16 protein-coding genes are annotated in these 19,427 nt (G+C 58.6%); 6 read left to right on the top strand and 10 right to left on the bottom strand.

Going from position 1 to position 19,427, the window contains the following annotated elements; all coding sequences use genetic code 11:
* The first annotated feature begins 21 nt into the window (after positions 1-21).
* From kefF to folA, 3 genes are all read left to right on the top strand, one after another.
* The gene (kefF, locus tag NWP14_RS24465) at positions 22-552 is read left to right on the top strand and encodes a glutathione-regulated potassium-efflux system oxidoreductase KefF (RefSeq protein WP_095103839.1); all 531 of its coding nucleotides are present in this window, start codon (positions 22-24) and stop codon (positions 550-552) included.
* Positions 545-2,410, top strand: a complete 1,866-nt coding sequence (kefC, locus tag NWP14_RS24460; protein ID WP_095103837.1) for a glutathione-regulated potassium-efflux system protein KefC — start codon at positions 545-547, stop codon at positions 2,408-2,410. Before kefF ends, kefC begins: the two co-directional genes overlap by 8 nt.
* Before the next feature lie 155 nt (positions 2,411-2,565).
* Positions 2,566-3,045: a type 3 dihydrofolate reductase gene (gene folA / locus NWP14_RS24455; RefSeq protein ID WP_095103835.1), complete on the top strand. Its 480-nt coding sequence runs from the start codon at positions 2,566-2,568 to the stop codon at positions 3,043-3,045.
* A 60-nt stretch (positions 3,046-3,105) separates the two neighbouring features.
* On the opposite strand, the gene apaH is transcribed toward folA, so the two are convergent.
* The 6 genes from apaH to lptD form a co-directional block, all read right to left on the bottom strand.
* Positions 3,106-3,954: a bis(5'-nucleosyl)-tetraphosphatase (symmetrical) ApaH gene (gene apaH / locus NWP14_RS24450; protein ID WP_095103833.1), complete on the bottom strand. Its 849-nt coding sequence runs from the start codon at positions 3,952-3,954 to the stop codon at positions 3,106-3,108.
* A gap of 4 nt (positions 3,955-3,958) precedes the next feature.
* The gene (gene apaG, locus NWP14_RS24445) at positions 3,959-4,336 is read right to left on the bottom strand and encodes a Co2+/Mg2+ efflux protein ApaG (RefSeq protein ID WP_041144010.1); all 378 of its coding nucleotides are present in this window, start codon (positions 4,334-4,336) and stop codon (positions 3,959-3,961) included.
* Between the two features lie 2 nt (positions 4,337-4,338).
* Positions 4,339-5,160 carry a 16S rRNA (adenine(1518)-N(6)/adenine(1519)-N(6))-dimethyltransferase RsmA gene (gene rsmA / locus NWP14_RS24440; protein ID WP_041144011.1) on the bottom strand — a complete coding sequence of 274 codons (822 nt, stop codon included), beginning with the start codon at positions 5,158-5,160 and terminating at the stop codon, positions 4,339-4,341.
* The gene (gene pdxA, locus NWP14_RS24435) at positions 5,157-6,146 is read right to left on the bottom strand and encodes a 4-hydroxythreonine-4-phosphate dehydrogenase PdxA (RefSeq protein ID WP_375216130.1); all 990 of its coding nucleotides are present in this window, start codon (positions 6,144-6,146) and stop codon (positions 5,157-5,159) included. Before pdxA ends, rsmA begins: the two co-directional genes overlap by 4 nt.
* Positions 6,147-6,329: 183 nt before the next feature.
* On the bottom strand, positions 6,330-7,616 hold the full coding sequence (gene surA / locus NWP14_RS24430; RefSeq protein ID WP_095103829.1) for a peptidylprolyl isomerase SurA: 1,287 nt from the start codon (positions 7,614-7,616) through the stop codon (positions 6,330-6,332).
* A gap of 54 nt (positions 7,617-7,670) precedes the next feature.
* Complete coding sequence (gene lptD / locus NWP14_RS24425; protein ID WP_375216129.1) at positions 7,671-10,016, bottom strand: LPS assembly protein LptD; 2,346 nt, start codon at positions 10,014-10,016, stop codon at positions 7,671-7,673.
* Positions 10,017-10,260: 244 nt separating this feature from the next.
* Between lptD and djlA the strand changes: the two genes are divergently transcribed.
* Positions 10,261-11,088, top strand: coding sequence for a co-chaperone DjlA (gene djlA / locus NWP14_RS24420; protein WP_331834545.1), 828 nt, complete (start codon positions 10,261-10,263; stop codon positions 11,086-11,088).
* Positions 11,089-11,118: 30 nt separating this feature from the next.
* Here djlA and NWP14_RS24415 read toward each other — a convergent pair whose 3' ends face one another.
* Together NWP14_RS24415 and NWP14_RS24410 are read right to left on the bottom strand one after the other, a co-directional pair.
* On the bottom strand, positions 11,119-11,817 hold the full coding sequence (locus NWP14_RS24415; protein ID WP_095103823.1) for a response regulator: 699 nt from the start codon (positions 11,815-11,817) through the stop codon (positions 11,119-11,121).
* A complete protein-coding gene (locus NWP14_RS24410; protein ID WP_331834546.1) occupies positions 11,807-13,432 on the bottom strand; it encodes a sensor histidine kinase in 1,626 nt (541 codons plus the stop codon). Before NWP14_RS24410 ends, NWP14_RS24415 begins: the two co-directional genes overlap by 11 nt.
* A gap of 287 nt (positions 13,433-13,719) precedes the next feature.
* On the opposite strand from NWP14_RS24410, the gene NWP14_RS24405 reads away from it, so the two are divergent.
* Entirely contained in the window at positions 13,720-15,087 is a 1,368-nt protein-coding gene (locus tag NWP14_RS24405; RefSeq protein ID WP_095103819.1) for a 2-hydroxycarboxylate transporter family protein, read from the top strand.
* A 170-nt stretch (positions 15,088-15,257) separates the two neighbouring features.
* Positions 15,258-15,746 carry a citrate lyase holo-[acyl-carrier protein] synthase gene (locus NWP14_RS24400; RefSeq protein ID WP_095103817.1) on the top strand — a complete coding sequence of 163 codons (489 nt, stop codon included), beginning with the start codon at positions 15,258-15,260 and terminating at the stop codon, positions 15,744-15,746.
* Positions 15,747-15,843: 97 nt separating this feature from the next.
* Here NWP14_RS24400 and rluA read toward each other — a convergent pair whose 3' ends face one another.
* Complete coding sequence (gene rluA, locus NWP14_RS24395) at positions 15,844-16,503, bottom strand: bifunctional tRNA pseudouridine(32) synthase/23S rRNA pseudouridine(746) synthase RluA (RefSeq protein WP_331834548.1); 660 nt, start codon at positions 16,501-16,503, stop codon at positions 15,844-15,846.
* 12 nt (positions 16,504-16,515) lie between these two features.
* Positions 16,516-19,422: an RNA polymerase-associated protein RapA gene (gene rapA, locus NWP14_RS24390; protein WP_095103813.1), complete on the bottom strand. Its 2,907-nt coding sequence runs from the start codon at positions 19,420-19,422 to the stop codon at positions 16,516-16,518.
* Positions 19,423-19,427: the final 5 nt, after the last annotated feature.

Below are 19,427 nucleotides of genomic sequence, written 5' to 3'. Positions count from 1 at the left end.
AGAGTTAACGCAGGCTAATCAATGATTCTGATAATTTATGCCCATCCCTATCCGCATCACTCGCATGCGAATAAGCGGATGCTTGAGCAGGCAGGGACGCTGGATGGCGTAGAGATACGCTCCCTTTATCAACTTTACCCCGATTTTAATATCGACGTCGCCGCCGAACAGGCGGCGCTGGCCCGCGCGGATCTGGTTATCTGGCAGCATCCCTTACAGTGGTACAGCGTTCCGCCTCTGCTGAAGCTGTGGCTGGACAAGGTGCTGTCGCACGGCTGGGCCTACGGCCATAACGGCATCGCCCTGCACGGTAAATCGCTGATGTGGGCGGTCACCACCGGCGGCGGCGAAAGCCACTTCGATATTGGCTCCTTCCCCGGTTTTGACGTGCTGGCCCAGCCGCTGCAGGCTACCGGACTGTACTGCGGGATGAAGTGGCTGCCGCCGTTTGCGATGCACTGCACCTTTATCTGCGACGACGAAACCCTCCAGGCGCAGGCGCGCCGCTATCGACAACGCTTAATCGAATGGCAGGAGGCGCACAATGGATAGCCATACGCTGATACAGGCGCTGATCTATCTCGGGTCCGCCGCGCTGATCGTACCGATTGCCGTCCGCCTTGGCCTCGGCTCGGTGCTGGGGTATTTGATCGCCGGCTGTATTATCGGTCCGTGGGGGCTGAAGCTGGTGACCGACGCCGGGACGATCCTCCACTTCGCCGAAATCGGCGTGGTGCTGATGCTGTTCGTGATCGGCCTTGAGCTCGACCCGCAGCGCCTGTGGAAGCTGCGGGCTTCGGTATTTGGCGGCGGGGCGCTGCAGATGGTGGCCTGCGGGGCGCTGATTGGCCTGTTCTGCATGCTGCTGGGAATGCGCTGGCAGGTGGCTGAGCTTATCGGCATGACGCTGGCGCTGTCGTCTACGGCGATCGCGATGCAGGCCATGAATGAACGCAACCTGACGGTTTCGCAAATGGGGCGTAGCGCCTTTGCGGTGCTGCTGTTTCAGGATATCGCGGCCATCCCGCTGGTGGCGATGATCCCGCTGCTGGCCAGCAGCGGCGGCTCCACCACGCTGTGGGCGTTTGCCCTGTCGGCGCTGAAGGTGGCGGGCGCGCTGGCGCTGGTAGTGGTGCTCGGTCGCTACCTGACCCGGCCGGTGCTGCGCTTCGTTGCCCGCTCCGGCCTGCGGGAGGTGTTCAGCGCCGTAGCCCTGTTCCTGGTCTTTGGTTTTGGGCTGCTGCTGGAGGAGGTCGGGCTATCGATGGCGATGGGCGCCTTCCTTGCCGGGGTGCTGTTGGCCAGCTCGGAGTACCGCCACGCGCTGGAAAGCGATATTGAACCGTTCAAGGGGCTGCTGCTGGGGCTGTTCTTTATTGGCGTCGGGATGTCGGTGGATTTTGGCACCCTGGTGACTCATCCGCTGCGCATTTTGATTCTGCTGGCCGGGTTCCTGGTCATCAAAGGCGTCATGCTGTGGCTGATTGCGAAACCTCTCGGCGTACCGCGCGCCCAGCGCCGCTGGTTTGCGGTGCTGCTGGGGCAGGGAAGCGAGTTTGCCTTTGTGGTATTCGGCGCCGCGCAAATGGCCGAGGTGCTGGATAGCGAGTGGGCCAGGGCGCTGACCCTGGCGGTGGCGCTGTCGATGGCGGCGACGCCGATCCTGCTGGTGCTGCTGACCCGGCTGGAAAAATCATCCTCCGGGCAGGCGCGCGAGGCCGATGAGATTGATGAAGAGCAGCCGCGGGTGATTGTCGCCGGTTTTGGCCGCTACGGGCAGATCGCCGGCCGCGTGCTGCTCTCCGGCGGGGTGAAGATGGTCATCCTCGACCACGATCCTGACCACGTTGAGGCGCTGCGTAAATTTGATATGAAGGTGTTCTACGGCGACGCGACGCGGGCCGATCTGCTGGAGTCGGCGGGAGCGGGAAAAGCGGAAGTGCTGATAAACGCTATCGACGATCCGCAGGCCAGCCTGCAGCTGGTTGAGCTGGCGAAAGAGCACTTCCCGCATCTGCAAATTATCTCGCGGGCCCGCGATATCGATCACTATATTCAGCTGCGCCAGGCCGGGGTCGAGGCGCCCGAGCGTGAAACCTTTGAAGCGGCGCTGAAGTCCGGGCGCATGGCGCTGGAGGCGCTGGGCCTGGGCGCCTATGAGGCGCGCGAGCGCGCCGATCTGTTCCGCCGTTTCAATATCAAAATGGTGGAAGAGATGGTGGAGATGGCGGAAAACGACCCGGCTTCCCGCGTGGCGGTCTTTAAGCGCACCAGCGATATGCTGACCGGCATCATCAACGAAGACCGCACCCATCTGTCGCTGGTCCAGCGCCACGGCTGGCAGGGTACGGAAGAGGGCAGGCATACGGGGGATATTGCCGACGAGCCGGAGAATAAGCCTTCAGCTTAAGGCATCGCGCGCCGTTCTCATCTGGCGGCTCACGAGGCTGACGTGGGCTCGCCGGCAAATCCGAAAATTTTCGTATTCTTTACTCTCCGTCCAGTCGACGAAGTATTATGCTTTCCGTATAGTGGCGGCAATTTTTTGTATTTGGGAAATATTCAATGATCAGTCTGATTGCGGCGTTAGCGGTGGATCGCGTCATTGGTATGGAAAACGCCATGCCATGGAACCTGCCTGCCGATCTCGCCTGGTTTAAACGTAATACGTTAAACAAGCCGGTGATTATGGGGCGTCTGACCTGGGAATCTATTGGTCGTCCGCTGCCTGGACGTAAAAATATCGTGATCAGCAGCCAGCCCGGGAGTGACGATCGCGTGCAGTGGGTTAAGTCGGTTGATGAAGCGATTGCCGCCTGCGGCGACGTTGAAGAGATGATGGTGATCGGCGGCGGCCGCGTGTACGAGCAGTTCCTGCCGAAAGCCCATAAGCTCTATTTGACGCATATTGATGCTGAAGTGGAAGGCGACACCCACTTCCCGGATTACGATCCGGACCAGTGGGAATCGGTATTCAGCGAATTCCACGACGCCGATGCGCAGAACTCGCATAGCTACTGCTTCGAAGTTCTGGAACGCCGCTAAGCTTCCGGGAACAGGGCTTCTCAGATAACCCGGATAACGCGCAGCTATCCGGGATCTTTCTCAGGAGGCGACCGCCTCACCTTCATGCAGATCCTTCTGCCGGTTCGACGGCTGGGTGAAGTACGCCTTGTCTTCCCAGCGCAGGCAGGTGAGATCTCCCCCCCAGCAGCAGCCGGTATCCAGGGCATAAATGCCTTCAGGCGTTCCGCGTCCCTCCAGCGAAGCCCAGTGGCCAAAAGCAATGCTGTACTCGTTCGCCACCGGACCGGGGATGGTAAACCACGGCTTCAGGGGCGCCGGGGCGTCCTCAGGCGCTTCTTTGGCATACATATCCAGCTGCCCGTTCGGGAAGCAGTAGCGCATGCGGGTAAAGGCGTTGGAGATAAAGCGCAGTCGCGCAAGGCCGCTCAGCTCGCTGCTCCAGTTGTTGGGCATGTCGCCATACATGGCGTCGAGGAAGAACGGATAGGAGTCGCTGGAGAGCACCGCTTCAACATCGCGCGCGCACTGCTGCGCCGTTGGCAGATCCCACTGCGGCGTGATGCCGGCATGGGCCATCACCAGCTTTTTCTCTTCATCAATCTGCATCAGCGGCTGGCGACGCAGCCAGTTGAGAAGCTCATCGGCATCCGGCGCTTCCAGCAGTGACTTCAGGCGATCTTTCGGCTTGTTGCGGCTAATGCCGGCGAAGACGGCCAGCAGATGGAGATCGTGATTGCCAAGGACAATACGCACGCTATCGCCAAGGGATTTTACGTAGCGTAAAACCTCCAGCGAGCCCGGGCCGCGGGCGACTAAATCACCGGTAAGCCATAGCGTATCGCTGCCAGGGGTAAACGCAACCTGCTTTAATAATGCGATCAGTTCATCGTAGCAACCGTGAACGTCGCCAATAAGGTATGTAGACATGGTTTTAGTGAATGAGCGTTGGTACTGCGAGACGGAAAACAGGGATGTCGACGGAGAACGGCGCACCGTTCACGTCGATCATGGCGTAATGTCCCTGCATGGTGCCCAGCGGCGTTTCAATAACCGCGCCGCTGGTGTATTGAAACTCCCCGCCAGCGGGAATATGCGGCTGCTCGCCGACAACCCCTTCACCCTGAACCTCAGTCTCACGACCGTGACCGTTGGTGATAAGCCAGTAGCGGCCAAGAAGCTGAACCTGACTCCGCCCCAGATTGCGGATGGTGACGGTATAAGCGAAGACGTAACGATCGTTTTCCGGAGAAGACTGCGATTCGATATAGACGCTCTGTACCTGTACACAAACTCGGGGCGAATTGATCATGGTTAGCTCTCCTTGGTGGGCGAGTTTTCAGTTAACCAGTTAGCTAGCTGACAATACTGCGCCACGGAAATATTCTCTGCGCGTTTCGCCGGGTCGATGCCCAGCTCGGTCAGCACTTCAACGCTGAACAGATTGCCGAGGCTATTGCGAATCGTTTTCCGGCGCTGGTTGAACGCTTCTGTGGTGATTCGGCTCAGTACGCGAACCTCTTTGACCGGATGCGGCAGCGTGCGATAGGGCACCAGGCGAACCACGGCGGAATCGACTTTAGGCGGCGGCGTAAAGGCGGTCGGCGGGACTTCAAGCACCGGAATGATCTGGCAGTAATATTGCGCCATCACGCTCAGTCGACCATACGCCTTACTGTTCGGACCGGCAACCAGGCGATTGACGACCTCTTTTTGCAGCATAAAGTGCATGTCGGCAATGGCATCAGTATAGCTGAACAGATGGAACATCAGCGGCGTGGAGATGTTGTAAGGCAGGTTGCCGAACACGCGCAGCGGCTGACCCATGTTCTGCGACAGCTCGCCGAAGTTCATGGTCATGGCATCCTGCTGATAAATGGTCAGCTTTGGCCCTAAGAACGGGTGCGTTTTCAGGCGGGCGGCCAGGTCGCGGTCCAGCTCGATAACGGTGAGCTCGTCCAGACGTTCACCAACCGGTTCGGTCAGCGCTGCCAGGCCCGGGCCGATTTCGACAATCGCCTGACCTTTCTGTGGGTTAATGGCTGAGACAATACTGTCGATCACGAATCGATCGTTGAGAAAGTTTTGCCCGAAGCGTTTACGGGCTAAGTGGCCCTGATGGACTCGATTATTCATTGCGTATTAACAATCATTTTAATGGCGAGATTAAGCGCCGTGATAAAACTGCCGACATCCGCTTTCCCCAGGCCCGCCAGTTCTAGCGCGGTACCGTGGTCAACGGAGGTTCGAATAAAAGGTAAACCGAGCGTAATGTTCACGCCACGGCCGAAGCCCTGGTATTTTAGCACGGGAAGGCCCTGATCGTGGTACATCGCGAGCACCGCGTCGGCATGGTCGAGATATTTGGGCTGAAAAAGGGTATCAGCAGGCAGCGGCCCGCTGAGATTCATCCCCCGAGCGCGCATCTCTTCCAGCACCGGAATGATGGTATCGATCTCTTCCGTACCCATATGGCCGCCTTCTCCCGCGTGCGGGTTCAGACCGCACACCAGCACATGCGGGTGGGCAATACCAAACTTGTGCCGCAGATCGTGGTCAAGGATGGTGATGACTTCACGCAGCAGGTCGGGGGTAATGGCGTCACTGATCGCTTTCAGCGGCAGATGGGTGGTCGCCAGCGCGACGCGAAGCTCTTCCGTGGCCAGCATCATCACCACTTTACTGGCCTGCGAGCGCTCTTCGAAGAATTCGGTATGCCCGGTGAAGGCGATCCCGGCGTCGTTGATATTGCCTTTATGGACCGGCCCGGTGATTAATGCCGCAAACTCGCCGTTCAGGCAGCCGTCGCAGGCGCGCGCCAGGGTTTCCACCACGTAGCTGCCGTTGCGCACGTCCAGCACGCCGGGCGTTACCGGGGCGTTTAGCGTGACGGGAAGCAGGGTCAGGGTGCCGGCGCGCTGCGGGGCGGCGGGGCGGGACGGATCGTAGGGCTGAAGCAATAAAGGAAGACCGAGCCGTTGGGCTCGGTCAGATAACAGTGCGCCATCGGCGCAAACCACCAGTTCAACCGGCCAGTCTCTCTGCGCAAGCTGCGCGACGAGGTCAGGGCCAATCCCGGCAGGTTCCCCGGGAGTGATGACAACACGATTCATACGCTTCATCCTTCAGGCTATTTCCTGGTTGGCTACGCCGTTAGCGGTTCATCCATGAGCTTCGCCCGTTTTGGGCCGTCGCAGGCAACGTTACGGTCAGCGGCATCGCCCCGGCGGCTCATCGGTCAGCCTGGGGGCGCTATGCGCTTGCCGCCCGATACGCGTGGAACGGCTGGCGTATCGGGCGGTAAATTAGTTACTCAGAACTTTGACGTAAGCGCTGGCGCGCTGTTCCTGCATCCAGGTCGCCGCTTCTTCCGAGAACTTACGGTTCATCAGCATCCGGTAGGCGCGATCTTTCTGCGCCGCGTCGGTTCTGTCAACCTGGCGGGTGTCCAGCAGCTCAATCAGGTGCCAGCCGAAGGAGGAGTGCACCGGAGCGCTGGTCTGGCCTTTACTCATGTGCATCAGCGCATCGCGGAACGCCGGATCGAAGATATCGGTGGTTGCCCAACCTAAATCGCCGCCCTGGTTAGCTGAGCCGGGATCTTCAGAAAACTCTTTCGCTGCTTTAGCGAAGGTGGTTTTTCCGCTCTTAATATCGGCTGCAATTTGCTCCAGCTTGGCCTTCGCCTGGGCATCGTTCATGATTGGCGACGACTTCAGCAGAATGTGGCGGGCGTGGACTTCGGTAACGGAGATATTCTTGCTTTCGCCGCGCATATCGTTGATTTTCAGGATATGGAAGCCTACGCCAGAACGGATCGGGCCGACGATGTCGCCTTTCTTCGCGGTACTCAGCGCCTGGGCGAAGATCCCCGGCAGCTCCTGAATACGACCCCAGCCCATCTGGCCGCCTTTCAGCGCCTGCTGGTCGGCAGAGTAGCTGATAGCCAGCTTGCCGAAGTCGGCACCGCTGCGGGCCTGCTCAACGATAGCGTTCGCCTGATCCTGCGCGGCGGCAACCTGGTCGGAGGTTGGGTTTTCCGGCAGCGGAATCAGGATGTGGCTCAGGTTTAGCTCGGTGCTGGCATCGTTCTGATCGCCAATCTGTTTCGCCAGAGATTCAACTTCCTGCGGCAGCACGGTAATGCGACGGCGCACTTCGTTATTACGCACTTCTGAAATCAGCATCTCTTTGCGGATCTGATTGCGGTAGGTGGCGTAGTTCAGACCATCATAGGCCAGACGGCTACGCATCTGATCCATGCTCATATTGTTCTGCTTCGCGATGTTGGCAATCGCCTGATCGACCTGGTCGTCAGAGATTTTCACGCCCATCTTCTGGCCCATCTGCAAAACAATCTGGTCCATAATCAGTCTTTCGAGGATCTGATGACGTAAGGTGGCATCATCCGGCAGCTGCTGACCGGCCTGGCCGGCGTTAAGCTTAACCGATTGCATCAGGCCATTGACGTCGCTTTCAAGAACAACGCCATTATTGACGACAGCCGCTACTTTATCGACAACCTGTGGGGCAGCGAAACTGGTATTCGCGATCATGGCGATACCGAGAAGCAGCGTTTTCCAGTTCTTCATACTTTTTCCATTTCAATTAACCGCAAATGCGGATTACGTTTTAAACCAGCCACATCACAGGGAGTTCTGGTACGGTAGAATGTTCGAACGCAGCATCTGCTGGGTGCCGAGACCGTAGTTGGAGCTCAGGCCGCGTAGCTCAATGTTGATGCCAAAGGTATTGTCGTATTTGCTCTCGCCGTTGCCGTTGTTATCCCAGCCGTTGATCTTGCGTTCATAGCCGAGGCGAATAGCGTAGCAGCAGGAGTTATACTGGACCCCTAACATCTGGTTGGCGCTCTTTTTGGTATTGGTATCAAAGTAGTATGCGCCGACAACGGACCAGCGATCGACAACCGGCCAGCTGGCGGTCATACCCACCTGAGAAATACCGTTTTTGTACTGCTCAGCGGTTGAATACGAAGGCAGCGTTGCCTGAATGTATTCCGGGCTGGCATAACGATAGTTAAGTTGGATTAAGCGGTTTTCGTCGCGACGGTATTCAACGGTGCCGTTACCGGTTGCGACGTTATCCAGACGCGTATCGTACTGAATTCCCCCGCGTAAACCCCAGTCATCGGCGATGCGCCAGTAAGTATCTCCGGCCCATACCAGTGAACCCCTTGTGTCGTTATTCTCCCAGTTGATGTTGTCATCACCGGTACGTGACTCGGTGAAATAATAGATTTGACCAACGGAAATATTAAAACGTTCAACGGCAGCTGCATCATATACGCGAGACGTGACGCCGGTGGTAACCTGGTTTGCGGATGCAATACGGTCCAGGCCGCTGTAGGAGCGGTCGCGGAACAGGCCGCTGTAGTCCGATTGCAGCAGGGTGGAGTCGTAAGAACCGATATGGCTCTGGTCGCGATACGGGATGTACAGATACTGCACGCGCGGTTCCAGAGTCTGGGTAAAGCTCTCCTGCATATCGCGCTCGAAGACCATTTTGCCGTCGATTTTGAACTGCGGCATCACGCGGTTGACGGACTCTTTGTAGTCCGCATTGTTAGCCGCGTTGTAGTCGTCGAGGTTGCTCTGCTGGTAGTGGGTCGCCAGCAGCTTGGTTTCGGTATTGATGCTGCCCCAGCCGTTAGACAGCGGCAGATTGATCGTCGGCTCGAAGTGGACGCGGGTCGCTTCCGGCATGTTGCCGTTGGTATTGACGAAGTGCACCGCCTGCCCGTACAGATGGGTATCAAACGGACCGACATCGTTCTGGTAGTAGTTAACGTCCAGCTGCGGCTGAGCGGCATAGGAGTTGCTCGAATCGCGGTTAAAGACCTGGAACTGTTTGGTCGACACGGTGGCGTCGAAGTTCTGGTTTACGTAGCCGGCGCTGAATTTCTGCGTGGCGTAACCGTCGGTACTGGAACCGTATTTAGAGCTGAAATCGTTAAAGTAGTCCGGATCGCTGACCTTGGTATAGTCGGCGTTAAGGCGCCATACCTGGTCGATGACCCCGGAGTGGTTCCAGTAGAACAGCCAGCGGCGGCTGTTGCTGTCGCTGGAGTGATCGTCCTGGTAGACCTTATCGGACGGCAGGTAGTCAAACTCGAACAGCCCCGCGCCGGCTTTGGTCAGATAGCGGAATTCGTTTTCCCACATCACGCCGCCGCGCTTGCTCATATAGTGCGGCGTCAGGGTGGCGTCGAAGTTAGGCGCGATATTCCAGTAGTAAGGAAGAGAGAACTCCACGCCATTTTTCGTGCTGTATTTGGCGTTAGGGATCAGGAAGCCGGAACGACGCTTATCGCCTACCGGCAGCTGCAGGTAAGGACTGTAGAAAATAGGCACTGAGCCGAGCTTAAAGCGCGCGTTCCAGATTTCCGCAACCTGCTCTTCGCGGTCGTGAATCACTTCGCTTCCGACGACGCTCCAGGTGTCAGAACCCGGCAGACAGGAGGTAAAGCTGCCGTTTTCCAGAATGGTGTAGCGGTTTTCACCGCGCTGTTTCATCAGATCGGCCTTGCCGCGGCCCTGACGGCCGACCATCTGGTAATCACCTTCCCAGATATTGGTATCTTTGGTGTTCAGGTTTGACCAGCCTTTCGGGCCTTTCAGGATGACCTGATTATCGTCATAGTGAACGTTGCCCAGCGCATCGACCGTGCGCACGGGTTGAGGCTGGCCCGCTGCCTGCTGCTGATGAAGCTGAACCTCATCCGCCTGAAGACGGCTATTCCCCTGATTAATATCGACGTTACCGGTGAATGTGGCATTATCCGGATAGTTGCCCTTCGCATGATCGGCATCGATCGTCACCGGCAGCTCGTTAGTTTTACCTTCAACGAGGGGACGATTATAGCTTGGCACGCCAAGCATACACTGCGTGGCGAGATCGGCGGCGATGCCCTGTTGGCTATACAAGGCGCTGGCGATCATGGTGGCCAGGAGGCTGGGAATACGTTTTTTCATACGTTGTATTTGTTGTTCCGTCATCTTGTGGCAGCGGCTTGCAAACGGTCAGAGCCTAACGTACTCATCTTCATCGCGCTAGTGTTAATCCTGCCCGTTTCAATCCCGAGCGTTAGGCACCGTGTAGAATGACGAGTATGATAAAGCAAATTATAGGCTATGTCCCACAATTGACCGAAGCGTCAGTGCTTTGTAACGTGCGGTCATATATAGCTTAACTGGCGGCATAAAGATTGGGGAGTCTATGCAGTATTTGGGAAAAATAATTGGGGTTGCGGTTGCGCTGATGATGGGCGCGGGTTTCTGGGGCGTGGTGCTGGGCTTACTGGTCGGTCATATATTCGATCGCGCGCGCCGTCGGCGGATTAACGTTTTTGCTAACCAGCAGGAGCGGCAGTCGCTGTTCTTTTCCACCACCTTCGAGGTGATGGGCCATCTGACCAAATCCAAAGGTCGCGTTACCGAAGCCGATATTCATGTCGCCAGCATCCTGATGGATCGCATGAATTTGCATGGCGAGTCGCGTACGGCGGCACAGCAGGCCTTTCGCGTAGGGAAATCAGATGATTATCCGCTGCGCGAGAAAATGCGTCAGCTGCGCAGCGTCTGTTTCGGCCGCTTTGATTTGATTCGGATGTTTCTGGAAATTCAGCTGCAGGCGGCCTTCGCCGACGGCGAATTGCACCCTAATGAACGCGAGGTTCTGTTCGTCATTGCCGACGAGCTGGGGATCTCCCGCGCCCAGTTTGAACAGTTCCTGCGGATGATGCAGGGCGGAGCTCAGTTCGGCGGCGGTTCGCAGCAGCACTCCGGGAACCAGGGCCGCGGCCAGGCCGGCTGGCAGCAGGCGCAGCGCGGGCCGACCCTTGAGGACGCCTGCAACGTGCTGGGCGTGAAGCCGACCGATGACGCGGCGACCGTCAAGCGCGCCTACCGCAAGCTGATGAGCGAGCACCATCCGGATAAGCTGGTGGCGAAGGGCCTGCCGCCGGAAATGATGGAGATGGCGAAGCAGAAGGCTCAGGATATTCAGAAGGCCTGGGAGCTGGTCAAAGAGCAGCGTGGTTTCTGATTTGCCGGCCTCTCCCGCCGGGGAGAGGCATCAGGACGGGCTCCTGGCGCGGCGGTACATCCGCCGCGGATGGCCAATTTTACCGTACAGCATTTCCACTTCCAGAAAGCCCGTTTCCACGCAGTGCTCCAGATAGCGGCGGGCGGTCGTTTTACTCAGGCCGGCGTCGTTCACCACCTCATCGACCGAAAAGCAGTGTTCTTCCCGCCCGGTAAACAGGTTCTGCACCAGCGCCAGCGTTTTTTCCTCAATCCCTTTACTGCCGCTATCGGCGCGATAGTTTTTCGCCTGCAGCTGATATAGCGAATCAACGTTTTGCTGATCGACAATCTTCCACTCCCGCTGCTGGTCGTAAAACTGAACGAAGCGCTCGAGAGACTGGCTCAACCGTTTCCAGGAGACCGGCTTAAGGATGTAGTCGAAGGCCCCGTTGCGAATGGCCAGGCTGCAGGTTTCCATATCGCTGGCGGCGGTAATAAAAATAACCGAACAGTTGGCGCTCGCCAGCAGCGGGTCGGTGATCAGCGTCACCCCCTTTCCGTCGGGTAAATAGTTGTCGAGCAGCACCAGCTGCGGCGGGCTGGCGTTGAGCATCTGCCGCGCCTGGGTGAGCGAGGCGGCCATTCCCGCCAGCCGCATGCGCGGGTGTTTTTGAATCAGCTCGGCGTGCAGCCGCGCCAGCTCGCTCTCATCTTCGACGATCAGCACATCGACCAGGTCATGATGCATAGTTTGCCCCTTGTGGCGGGTGGGCCGGACCGTCGGCGGGAATAAATAGCGTAAAGATGGCCCCGCGCGGCGAGTTATCGGCGACCTCGATGGTGCCGCCAGCCTGAGTGACATAATGTTCAATAAGATACAGGCCGATGCCGTGATCGCCACGGGTTTTAGTGGTGACGCCGCGTTCAAAGATTCGATCGCGGATCTCCGGGCGAATACCGACGCCGCGATCGGCCACTTCAATCATCAGCTCCCGGGCGTTGAGCTGGATCAGCACTTCAACCGGCTCGTGCGGCAATTCGGCGCGCTGGGTGGCCTCAATGGCGTTATCCAGCAGATTGCCGATGATAGAGATAAGCTCCGATTCGATTAATGACGGCAGCGGGCGGTCGATGTGGCAGGCGGGATCGAAGCTCAGCTCGACGCCTTTCTCGCGCGCCCGGGCGGCCTTGCCCAGCAGCAGGCCGCAGAGCGTCGGCGAGCTAAAGCGGGATGAAATAAAGTCCAGCAGCTCCTGGGCATGCTCCGACTGCGCCTGAATATAGCGAATGGCCTCGTCGTAGTGGCCCATGTGCAGCAGGCCGGAAAGCGTGGTCATGCGGTTGAGCTGCTCATGGCGCATGATGCGCAGGTTATCCACATAGCGTTTCACCTGGCTGAGCTGGGCGCTAAGGGAGTTGATTTCATCGCGATCGCGGAAGGTGATCACCCAGCCCTGCAGCGAATTCTCCAGCATGATGCGCACCCGGCTGGCGAGGACGGTGAGCTGGTTGAAGCGGCATAGCTCATCGTGAGTGTCGCTTTCCAGCATCTCGCCGCTGGCGAAAAACGGCTGCGGAACGATGACGCTATCAATGGACTGCCCGCGCAGCCGGTACGCGGGCTGGCTAAGGCCGAGCAGGCTGCGGGCCGCGCGGTTAATGACCTTGATGCGGCGGGTATGATCGATAACGATGACCCCTTCATAAATCGATTCCATCATCGCCTTTTGCTGGCGCACCAGCAGGCCGATTTCCCGCGGCTCCAGGGAGAATATCTGCTTTTTGATGCTGCGGGTGAAGTACCAGGAGAAGATAAACAGCGCAACCAGCAGCAGCACGGCGGCGACGAAGATATTGATGACTTTTTGCAGCGTGATGCTGTCGAGGTAGCTGGTCAGATAGCCGACGGAAACGATGCCCACCACCTGGCCCGCCTCGTTACGCACCGGCGCCTTGCTGCGCAGCGAAATCCCGAGCCCGCCTTTGCGGATAGTGGTAATGGTTTGCCCTTCCAGCACCGCCTGATTATCGCCGCCAACCAGCCGGGTACCGACCCATTCCGGGTGCACGGAGTGGAACAGATGCACGCCCCGCGCGTCGCCAACAACGATAAAGCTGGCGTCGCTGCGGGCGGCTATTTCCTGCATAAAGGTTTTGATCGCCTGCGGGTCCTTGCGGGCAACCTGCTGACGTAAATTGGGCATCAGGGCGATCTCTTCGGCCTGTATTTTGGCGCGGGTGCTCATCTCCTGATAAAGCTGATGGCTGGCATCGAAATAGTAATAAACGCCCAGCAGGGCAAACAGGATCGAGAAAAACGCCACCAGGGAAATAAACAGCTTAAATTGAAAGGAAACTTTCATAGGCCTTGTACGGAGTCTCAGTAAGGCGGGTAAGAAACGAGCGGCCGCTTACGCCGGGGTCAGGGAACAGGATCGATCCGCGAAGCCTATTTATAAATGATCTATAGCGCTTGCGACAAAAAACCATAAAAACCACGCTAATAAATCAGAGATATATCACGCCGGGAATAGAAACCATAAAAACCATAGTGCCCATTAAAACTTCATTTTTAATCTGGCGATCCTCACATTAAGTCGGCTTATTCCCCCCTAGTCTGAAGATGAATAATAACTAAAGGGCTAAACCTATGAGCACCACAGACAATGCATTCTCTGCGACCCTCGACCCCATCGACACCCCAAAGGCCACGCTGAAACAGCGCTGGTGGCACGTTATGGATAACCGAAAAGTCGGGATTATCCCGCTGCCTCTGTTCCTGCTGGCCGGCGGCTTAATTGCCCTTGACTGTCTGGGCGGCAAGCTGCCGAGCGACATTGTGGTGATGGTGGCGACGCTGGCGTTTTTTGGCTTTGCCTGCGGCGAGTTTGGCAAGCGCCTGCCGGTGCTCGGCAAGCTAGGCGCGGCGGCGATCTGTGCGACCTTTATTCCCTCGGCGCTGGTCCATTACGGCCTGCTGCCGGACGTGGTGGTTGAATCCACCACCAAATTCTACAAGTCGACCAATATTCTCTATCTCTACATCTGCTGCATTATCGTCGGCAGCATAATGAGCATGAACCGCACCACGCTGATTCAGGGATTCCTGCGCATTTTCTTCCCGATGGTGTGCGGTGAAATTGTCGGCATGCTGGTCGGCGTTGGCGTCGGGACGGCATTAGGCCTGGAGCCGTTCCAGGTATTTTTCTTTATCGTCCTGCCGATTATGGCCGGCGGCGTAGGGGAAGGGGCGATACCGCTGTCGATTGGCTATGCCGCGCTGCTGCATATGGATCAGGGCGTCGCGTTAGGCCGCGTCCTGCCGATGGTTATGCTGGGCAGCCTGACGGCGATTGTCATCTCCGGCAGCCTGAACCAGCTGGGCAAGCGCTTCCCGCATCTGACTGGCGAAGGCCAGCTGATGCCGAACCGCAGCAATGAAACGCATCGTGAAACCGCCGGTGACGAAAGCTTCGGCGGCAAAACGGACGTGGCGACGCTGGCGTCCGGGGCGCTGCTGGCGGTGCTGCTGTATATGCTGGGGATGCTGGGCCAAAAGATGATTGGCCTGCCGGCGCCGGTGGGGATGCTGTTCCTGGCGGTGCTGCTGAAGCTGGCTAACGGCGTATCGCCGCGCCTGCAGGAGGGCTCTCAGGTGGTGTATAAGTTCTTCCGCACGGCGGTGACCTATCCGATTTTGTTCGCCGTTGGCGTCGCCATTACGCCGTGGCAGGAGCTGGTTAACGCCTTTACTATCACTAATCTGCTGGTGATTATCAGCACCGTCTCCGCGCTGGTGGCGACCGGGTTCTTTGTCGGTAAAAAAATTGGTATGCATCCGATCGATGTGGCGATCGTCTCCTGCTGCCAGAGCGGCCAGGGAGGAACCGGCGATGTGGCGATTCTGACCTCCGGCAACCGAATGAACCTGATGCCGTTCGCCCAAATCGCCACCCGCATCGGTGGAGCGATCAATGTCTCTCTGGGCCTGCTGTTTCTGAGTCACTTTATGGCGTGATTTAGTTCTGTGCTAACAGGAAAAACTGCTATTTCCCTCCACAGGACGAAGAAAATTTCTTTGTCCTGTATCCTAAATTCTGTTCATTTAGCGATACAATCAGCAGCGAAATCCGTTATCGCGACGGCAGCCCTGCCGCCGTTATTTTATTCAGTGAAGGAGAGGAATTAATGTCCGTGGATACTCCCGCCCGTGCGGGCGCCAGCGTAGAAACCCAGCTGGCGGTGAAAGCGCAGCGTGAAGCTCGTCAGAGCGAGTTGTTAACCCATTATCAGCAGCCGGTTATTTCGCTCACCCTGGTGACGCCGGGCGCGGAGAAAGACAGCATCCGCTATCGCAATATGATGGGCGTGGCGCTGCAGGCTTTCGATCAGCTGCTGTGGAAACACCGCTGGCAAACGCTGGACCGCCAGGTGCAGTGGCTGCCAACCGGGCCGGAAGCGCTGTGGTGCGTTGAGCACTCTGCCAGTGAAATTAACGCGCTTTGCACGGAGCTGACGCAATCCCATCCGCTGGGGCGTTTATGGAATATCGAAGTGATTTGCCCGGCGGACGGCCTGCAGAGCCGCCCGTCCGCTGCCGAGAGCAACGATCGCCACCCGCAGCAGTCGGCCGCTCACGTAGAGCAGATGATTGACGCCTGGTTTGCCCGCGACTAACGGATGATAGCGTGAGGAACCCCGCTCTCGCCGCGCTTAGCGGAGGGGCGGGGTAGCCCGGGTAAGGCGCTTACGCCATAGCCCGGGGAATCAGCGGTCAGAAGTCGACCGGCGCGCGGAAGGTCATTGCGTTGCCGAAAGCGGGATGGGTGATGGTCAGCATCTCCGCGTGCAGCAGCAGGCGCGGGGCCATAGCCAGCGCTTCCGGCGTCGCATAAAAGCGGTCGCCGAGAATCGGGTGGCCGAGGGCCAGCATATGCACGCGCAGCTGGTGCGAACGCCCGGTAATCGGCTTCAGGCGCACGCGGGCGCTGTTATCATCCGCGTACTCCAGCACCTCATACTCGGTTTGCGCCGCCTTGCCGGTTTCGTAGCACACCTTCTGCTTTGGCCGGTTCGGCCAGTCGCAAATCAGCGGCAAATCCACCAGGCCTTCTGCTTTCTGCGGGTGACCCCACACGCGGGCGACGTACTGCTTCTTCGGCTCACGCTCGCGAAACTGACGCTTCAGCTCGCGCTCTGCCGCTTTGGTCAGCGCCACCACAATCACGCCGCTGGTGGCCATATCCAGCCGGTGAACCGACTCGGCCTGCGGAAAGTCGCGCTGCACGCGCGTCATCACGCTGTCTTTATGATCCTCCAGCCGCCCCGGCACGGACAACAGGCCGCTCGGCTTGTTGACCACCATAATGTGCTCATCCTGATAGAGGATAACCAGCCAGGGGTCCTGCGGCGGATTGTAGTTTTCCATCGCCATATTCGCGTTCCGTTACTGGTGAGTGACGACGATTAAACGCAGCGCATCAAGACGCCAGCCGGCCTGGGCCAGCGCATCCATCACCTGCTGACGGTTGCTCTCAATTGCCGACAGTTCGTCATCGCGGATGTTCGGGTTAACCGCTTTAAGGGCTTCCAGACGCGACAGCTCCGCCGACAGCTTGTCGTTAGCCTCATCGCGCGCCGCTGCGATCAGCGCCTGAGCGGCCTTCGCGACCTGCGCTTCGCCGAGCTGCAGGATCGCGTGAACGTCCTGCTGCACCGCGTTGACCAGCTTGCTGCCGGTATGGCGGTTAACGGCGCTCAGCTGGCGGTTGAAGCTCTCGAACTCCACCTGGCCGGCGAGGTTATTGCCGTTCTTATCCAGCAGCATGCGTACCGGGGTGGCCGGCAGGAAGCGATTAAGCTGCAGCTGCTTCGGCGCCTGCGCTTCGACGACGTAAATCAGTTCGAGCAGCAGCGTCCCGACCGGCAGCGCCTTGTTCTTCAGCAGCGAGATAGTGCTGCTGCCGGTATCGCCGGAAAGGATCAGGTCCAGGCCGTTGATAATCAGCGGATGCTCCCAGGTGACGAACTGCGCGTCTTCGCGGGAGAGCGCGACGTCGCGCTCAAAGGTGATGGTGCAGCCGTCTTCCGGCAGGCCCGGGAAGTCCGGAACCAGCATATGATCGGACGGAGTCAGCACAATCAGGTTCTCGCCGCGATCGTCCTGGTTGATACCGACGATATCAAACAGGTTCATGGCAAAGGCGATCAGGCTGGTATCGTCATCCTGTTCTTCAATGCTTTCGGCGAGCGCCTGCGCCCCTTCGCCGCCGTTGGAGTGAATCTCCAGCAGGCGGTCGCGGCCCTGCTCCAGCTGCGCTTTCAGCGCGTCGTGCTGCTGGCGGCAGGATTTAATCAGCGCGTCGAAGCCGTCGGTCGTCTCCGGCGCGGCAAGATAGTTAATCAGCTCATCATGGACGCTGTCGTAAACGGTGCGGCCGGTCGGGCAGGTGTGCTCGAAGGCATCAAGGCCTTCGTGATACCAGCGGACCAGCACCGACTGGGCGGTTTTTTCCAGATACGGTACGTGGATCTGAATATCGTGCGCCTGGCCGATACGGTCCAGACGGCCAATACGCTGCTCCAGCAGGTCCGGGTTGAACGGCAGATCGAACATCACCAGGTTGCTGGCGAACTGGAAGTTACGGCCTTCGGAGCCGATTTCAGAACACAGCAGCACCTGTGCGCCGGTGTCCTCTTCGGCAAACCACGCGGCGGCGCGGTCGCGTTCGATGATCGACATCCCTTCGTGGAAGACCGCGGCGCGAATGCCTTCACGCTCGCGCAGCACCTGTTCCAGCTGCAGCGCGGTGGCGGCTTTCGCGCAGATCACCAGCACCTTCTGCGAACGGTGGCTGGTCAGGTGGCCCATCAGCCACTCGACGCGCGGGTCGAAGTTCCACCAGGTTCCGCTATCGCCTTCAAACTCCTGATAGATCTGCTCCGGATAGAGCATGTCGCGAGCGCGCTCTTCGGCGGTTTTACGCGCGCCCATAATGCCGGAGACCTTGATGGCCGTCTGGTACTGCATCGGCAGCGGCAGGCGAATGGTGTGCAGTTCGCGTTTCGGGAAGCCTTTCACGCCGTTACGGGTGTTACGGAACAGAACGCGGCTGGTGCCGTGGCGGTCCATGAGCATGGAGACCAGCTCCTGGCGCGCGGACTGCGCCCCGTCGCGATCGCTGTTGGCGGTCTGCAGCAGCGGCTCGATATCCTGCTCGCCGATCAGCTCGCCGAGCATATTCAGATCGGCATCGCTCAGCCTGTTGCCTGCCAGCAGCAGGGCGACGGCGTCGGCCACCGGGCGGTAGTTCTGCTGCTCTTCAACGAACTGGGCGAAGTCGTGGAAACGGTTTGGGTCCAGCAGGCGCAGACGGGCGAAATGGCTCTCCATCCCCAGCTGCTCCGGCGTGGCGGTCAGCAGCAGGATCCCCGGCACGCGTTCGGCCAGCTGTTCAATGGCCTGGTATTCACGGCTCGGCGCATCTTCGCTCCACACCAGATGGTGCGCCTCATCGACGATCATCAGATCCCATTCGGCGTCACACAGGTGCTCAAGGCGCTGCTTGCTGCGGCGCACAAAATCCAGGGAGCAGATCACCAACTGCTCGGTTTCAAACGGATTATAAGCGTCGTGCTGCGCTTCGGCGTAGCGCTCGTCGTCAAACAGCGAGAAGCGCAGGTTGAAGCGGCGCAGCATTTCGACCAGCCACTGGTGCTGCAGGGTTTCCGGAACGACGATCAGCACGCGCTCGGCGGCGCCGGCCAGCAGCTGCTGATGCAGGATCATCCCGGCTTCGATGGTTTTACCGAGCCCGACCTCATCCGCCAGCAGCACGCGCGGGGCGTGGCGACGGCCAACGTCGTGGGCGATGTGCAGCTGGTGCGGGATCAGGCTGGTACGCTGGCCGCGCAGGCCGCTCCACGGCATCCGGTACTGCTCGCTCTGATATTTACGCGCGCGGTAGCGCAGCGCAAAGCGGTCCATACGGTCGATCTGCCCGGCGAACAGGCGGTCCTGCGGCTTGCTGAAAACCAGCTTGCTGTCGAGCAGCACTTCACGCAGAACAACGTTGGCTTCCTCGGTATCCAGACGGGTCCCGGTATAGGCCAGCAGGCCGTTTTCTTCATTAACTTCGTCAACCTGGAGCTGCCAGCCTTCGTGGCTGGTGATGGTGTCGCCCGGATTAAACATCACGCGGGTGATCGGGGAGTCGTTGCGTGCGTACAGACGATTTTCACCGATGGCGGGGAAAAGAAGGGTAACCATGCGCGCATCCAGCGCTACTACCGTCCCTAATCCCAGTTCGCTCTCTGTGTCGCTAATCCAGCGTTGACCAAGTGTAAAAGGCATATGTG

Source organism: Klebsiella sp. C349492, from assembly GCF_042055345.1.
GTDB lineage: Bacteria > Pseudomonadota > Gammaproteobacteria > Enterobacterales > Enterobacteriaceae > Klebsiella > Klebsiella scottii.
This window is presented reverse-complemented; position numbering and strand designations above follow the sequence as displayed.

Excerpts from the sequence above, each read along its gene's own strand:
- rluA (WP_331834548.1), bottom strand. The coding sequence starts at position 16,503 with ATGGCGATGGAAAACTACAATCCGCCGCAGGACCCCTGGCTGGTTATC.
- NWP14_RS24415 (WP_095103823.1), bottom strand. The coding sequence starts at position 11,817 with ATGCATCATGACCTGGTCGATGTGCTGATCGTCGAAGATGAGAGCGAG.
- apaH (WP_095103833.1), bottom strand. The coding sequence starts at position 3,954 with ATGTCTACATACCTTATTGGCGACGTTCACGGTTGCTACGATGAACTG.
- lptD (WP_375216129.1), bottom strand. The coding sequence starts at position 10,016 with ATGAAAAAACGTATTCCCAGCCTCCTGGCCACCATGATCGCCAGCGCC.
- folA (WP_095103835.1), top strand. The coding sequence starts at position 2,566 with ATGATCAGTCTGATTGCGGCGTTAGCGGTGGATCGCGTCATTGGTATG.
- NWP14_RS24405 (WP_095103819.1), top strand. The coding sequence starts at position 13,720 with ATGAGCACCACAGACAATGCATTCTCTGCGACCCTCGACCCCATCGAC.
- NWP14_RS24410 (WP_331834546.1), bottom strand. The coding sequence starts at position 13,432 with ATGAAAGTTTCCTTTCAATTTAAGCTGTTTATTTCCCTGGTGGCGTTT.
- surA (WP_095103829.1), bottom strand. The coding sequence starts at position 7,616 with ATGAAGAACTGGAAAACGCTGCTTCTCGGTATCGCCATGATCGCGAAT.
- kefF (WP_095103839.1), top strand. The coding sequence starts at position 22 with ATGATTCTGATAATTTATGCCCATCCCTATCCGCATCACTCGCATGCG.
- NWP14_RS24400 (WP_095103817.1), top strand. The coding sequence starts at position 15,258 with ATGTCCGTGGATACTCCCGCCCGTGCGGGCGCCAGCGTAGAAACCCAG.
- apaG (WP_041144010.1), bottom strand. The coding sequence starts at position 4,336 with ATGATCAATTCGCCCCGAGTTTGTGTACAGGTACAGAGCGTCTATATC.
- kefC (WP_095103837.1), top strand. The coding sequence starts at position 545 with ATGGATAGCCATACGCTGATACAGGCGCTGATCTATCTCGGGTCCGCC.
- rsmA (WP_041144011.1), bottom strand. The coding sequence starts at position 5,160 with ATGAATAATCGAGTCCATCAGGGCCACTTAGCCCGTAAACGCTTCGGG.
- rapA (WP_095103813.1), bottom strand. The coding sequence starts at position 19,422 with ATGCCTTTTACACTTGGTCAACGCTGGATTAGCGACACAGAGAGCGAA.
- pdxA (WP_375216130.1), bottom strand. The coding sequence starts at position 6,146 with ATGAAGCGTATGAATCGTGTTGTCATCACTCCCGGGGAACCTGCCGGG.
- djlA (WP_331834545.1), top strand. The coding sequence starts at position 10,261 with ATGCAGTATTTGGGAAAAATAATTGGGGTTGCGGTTGCGCTGATGATG.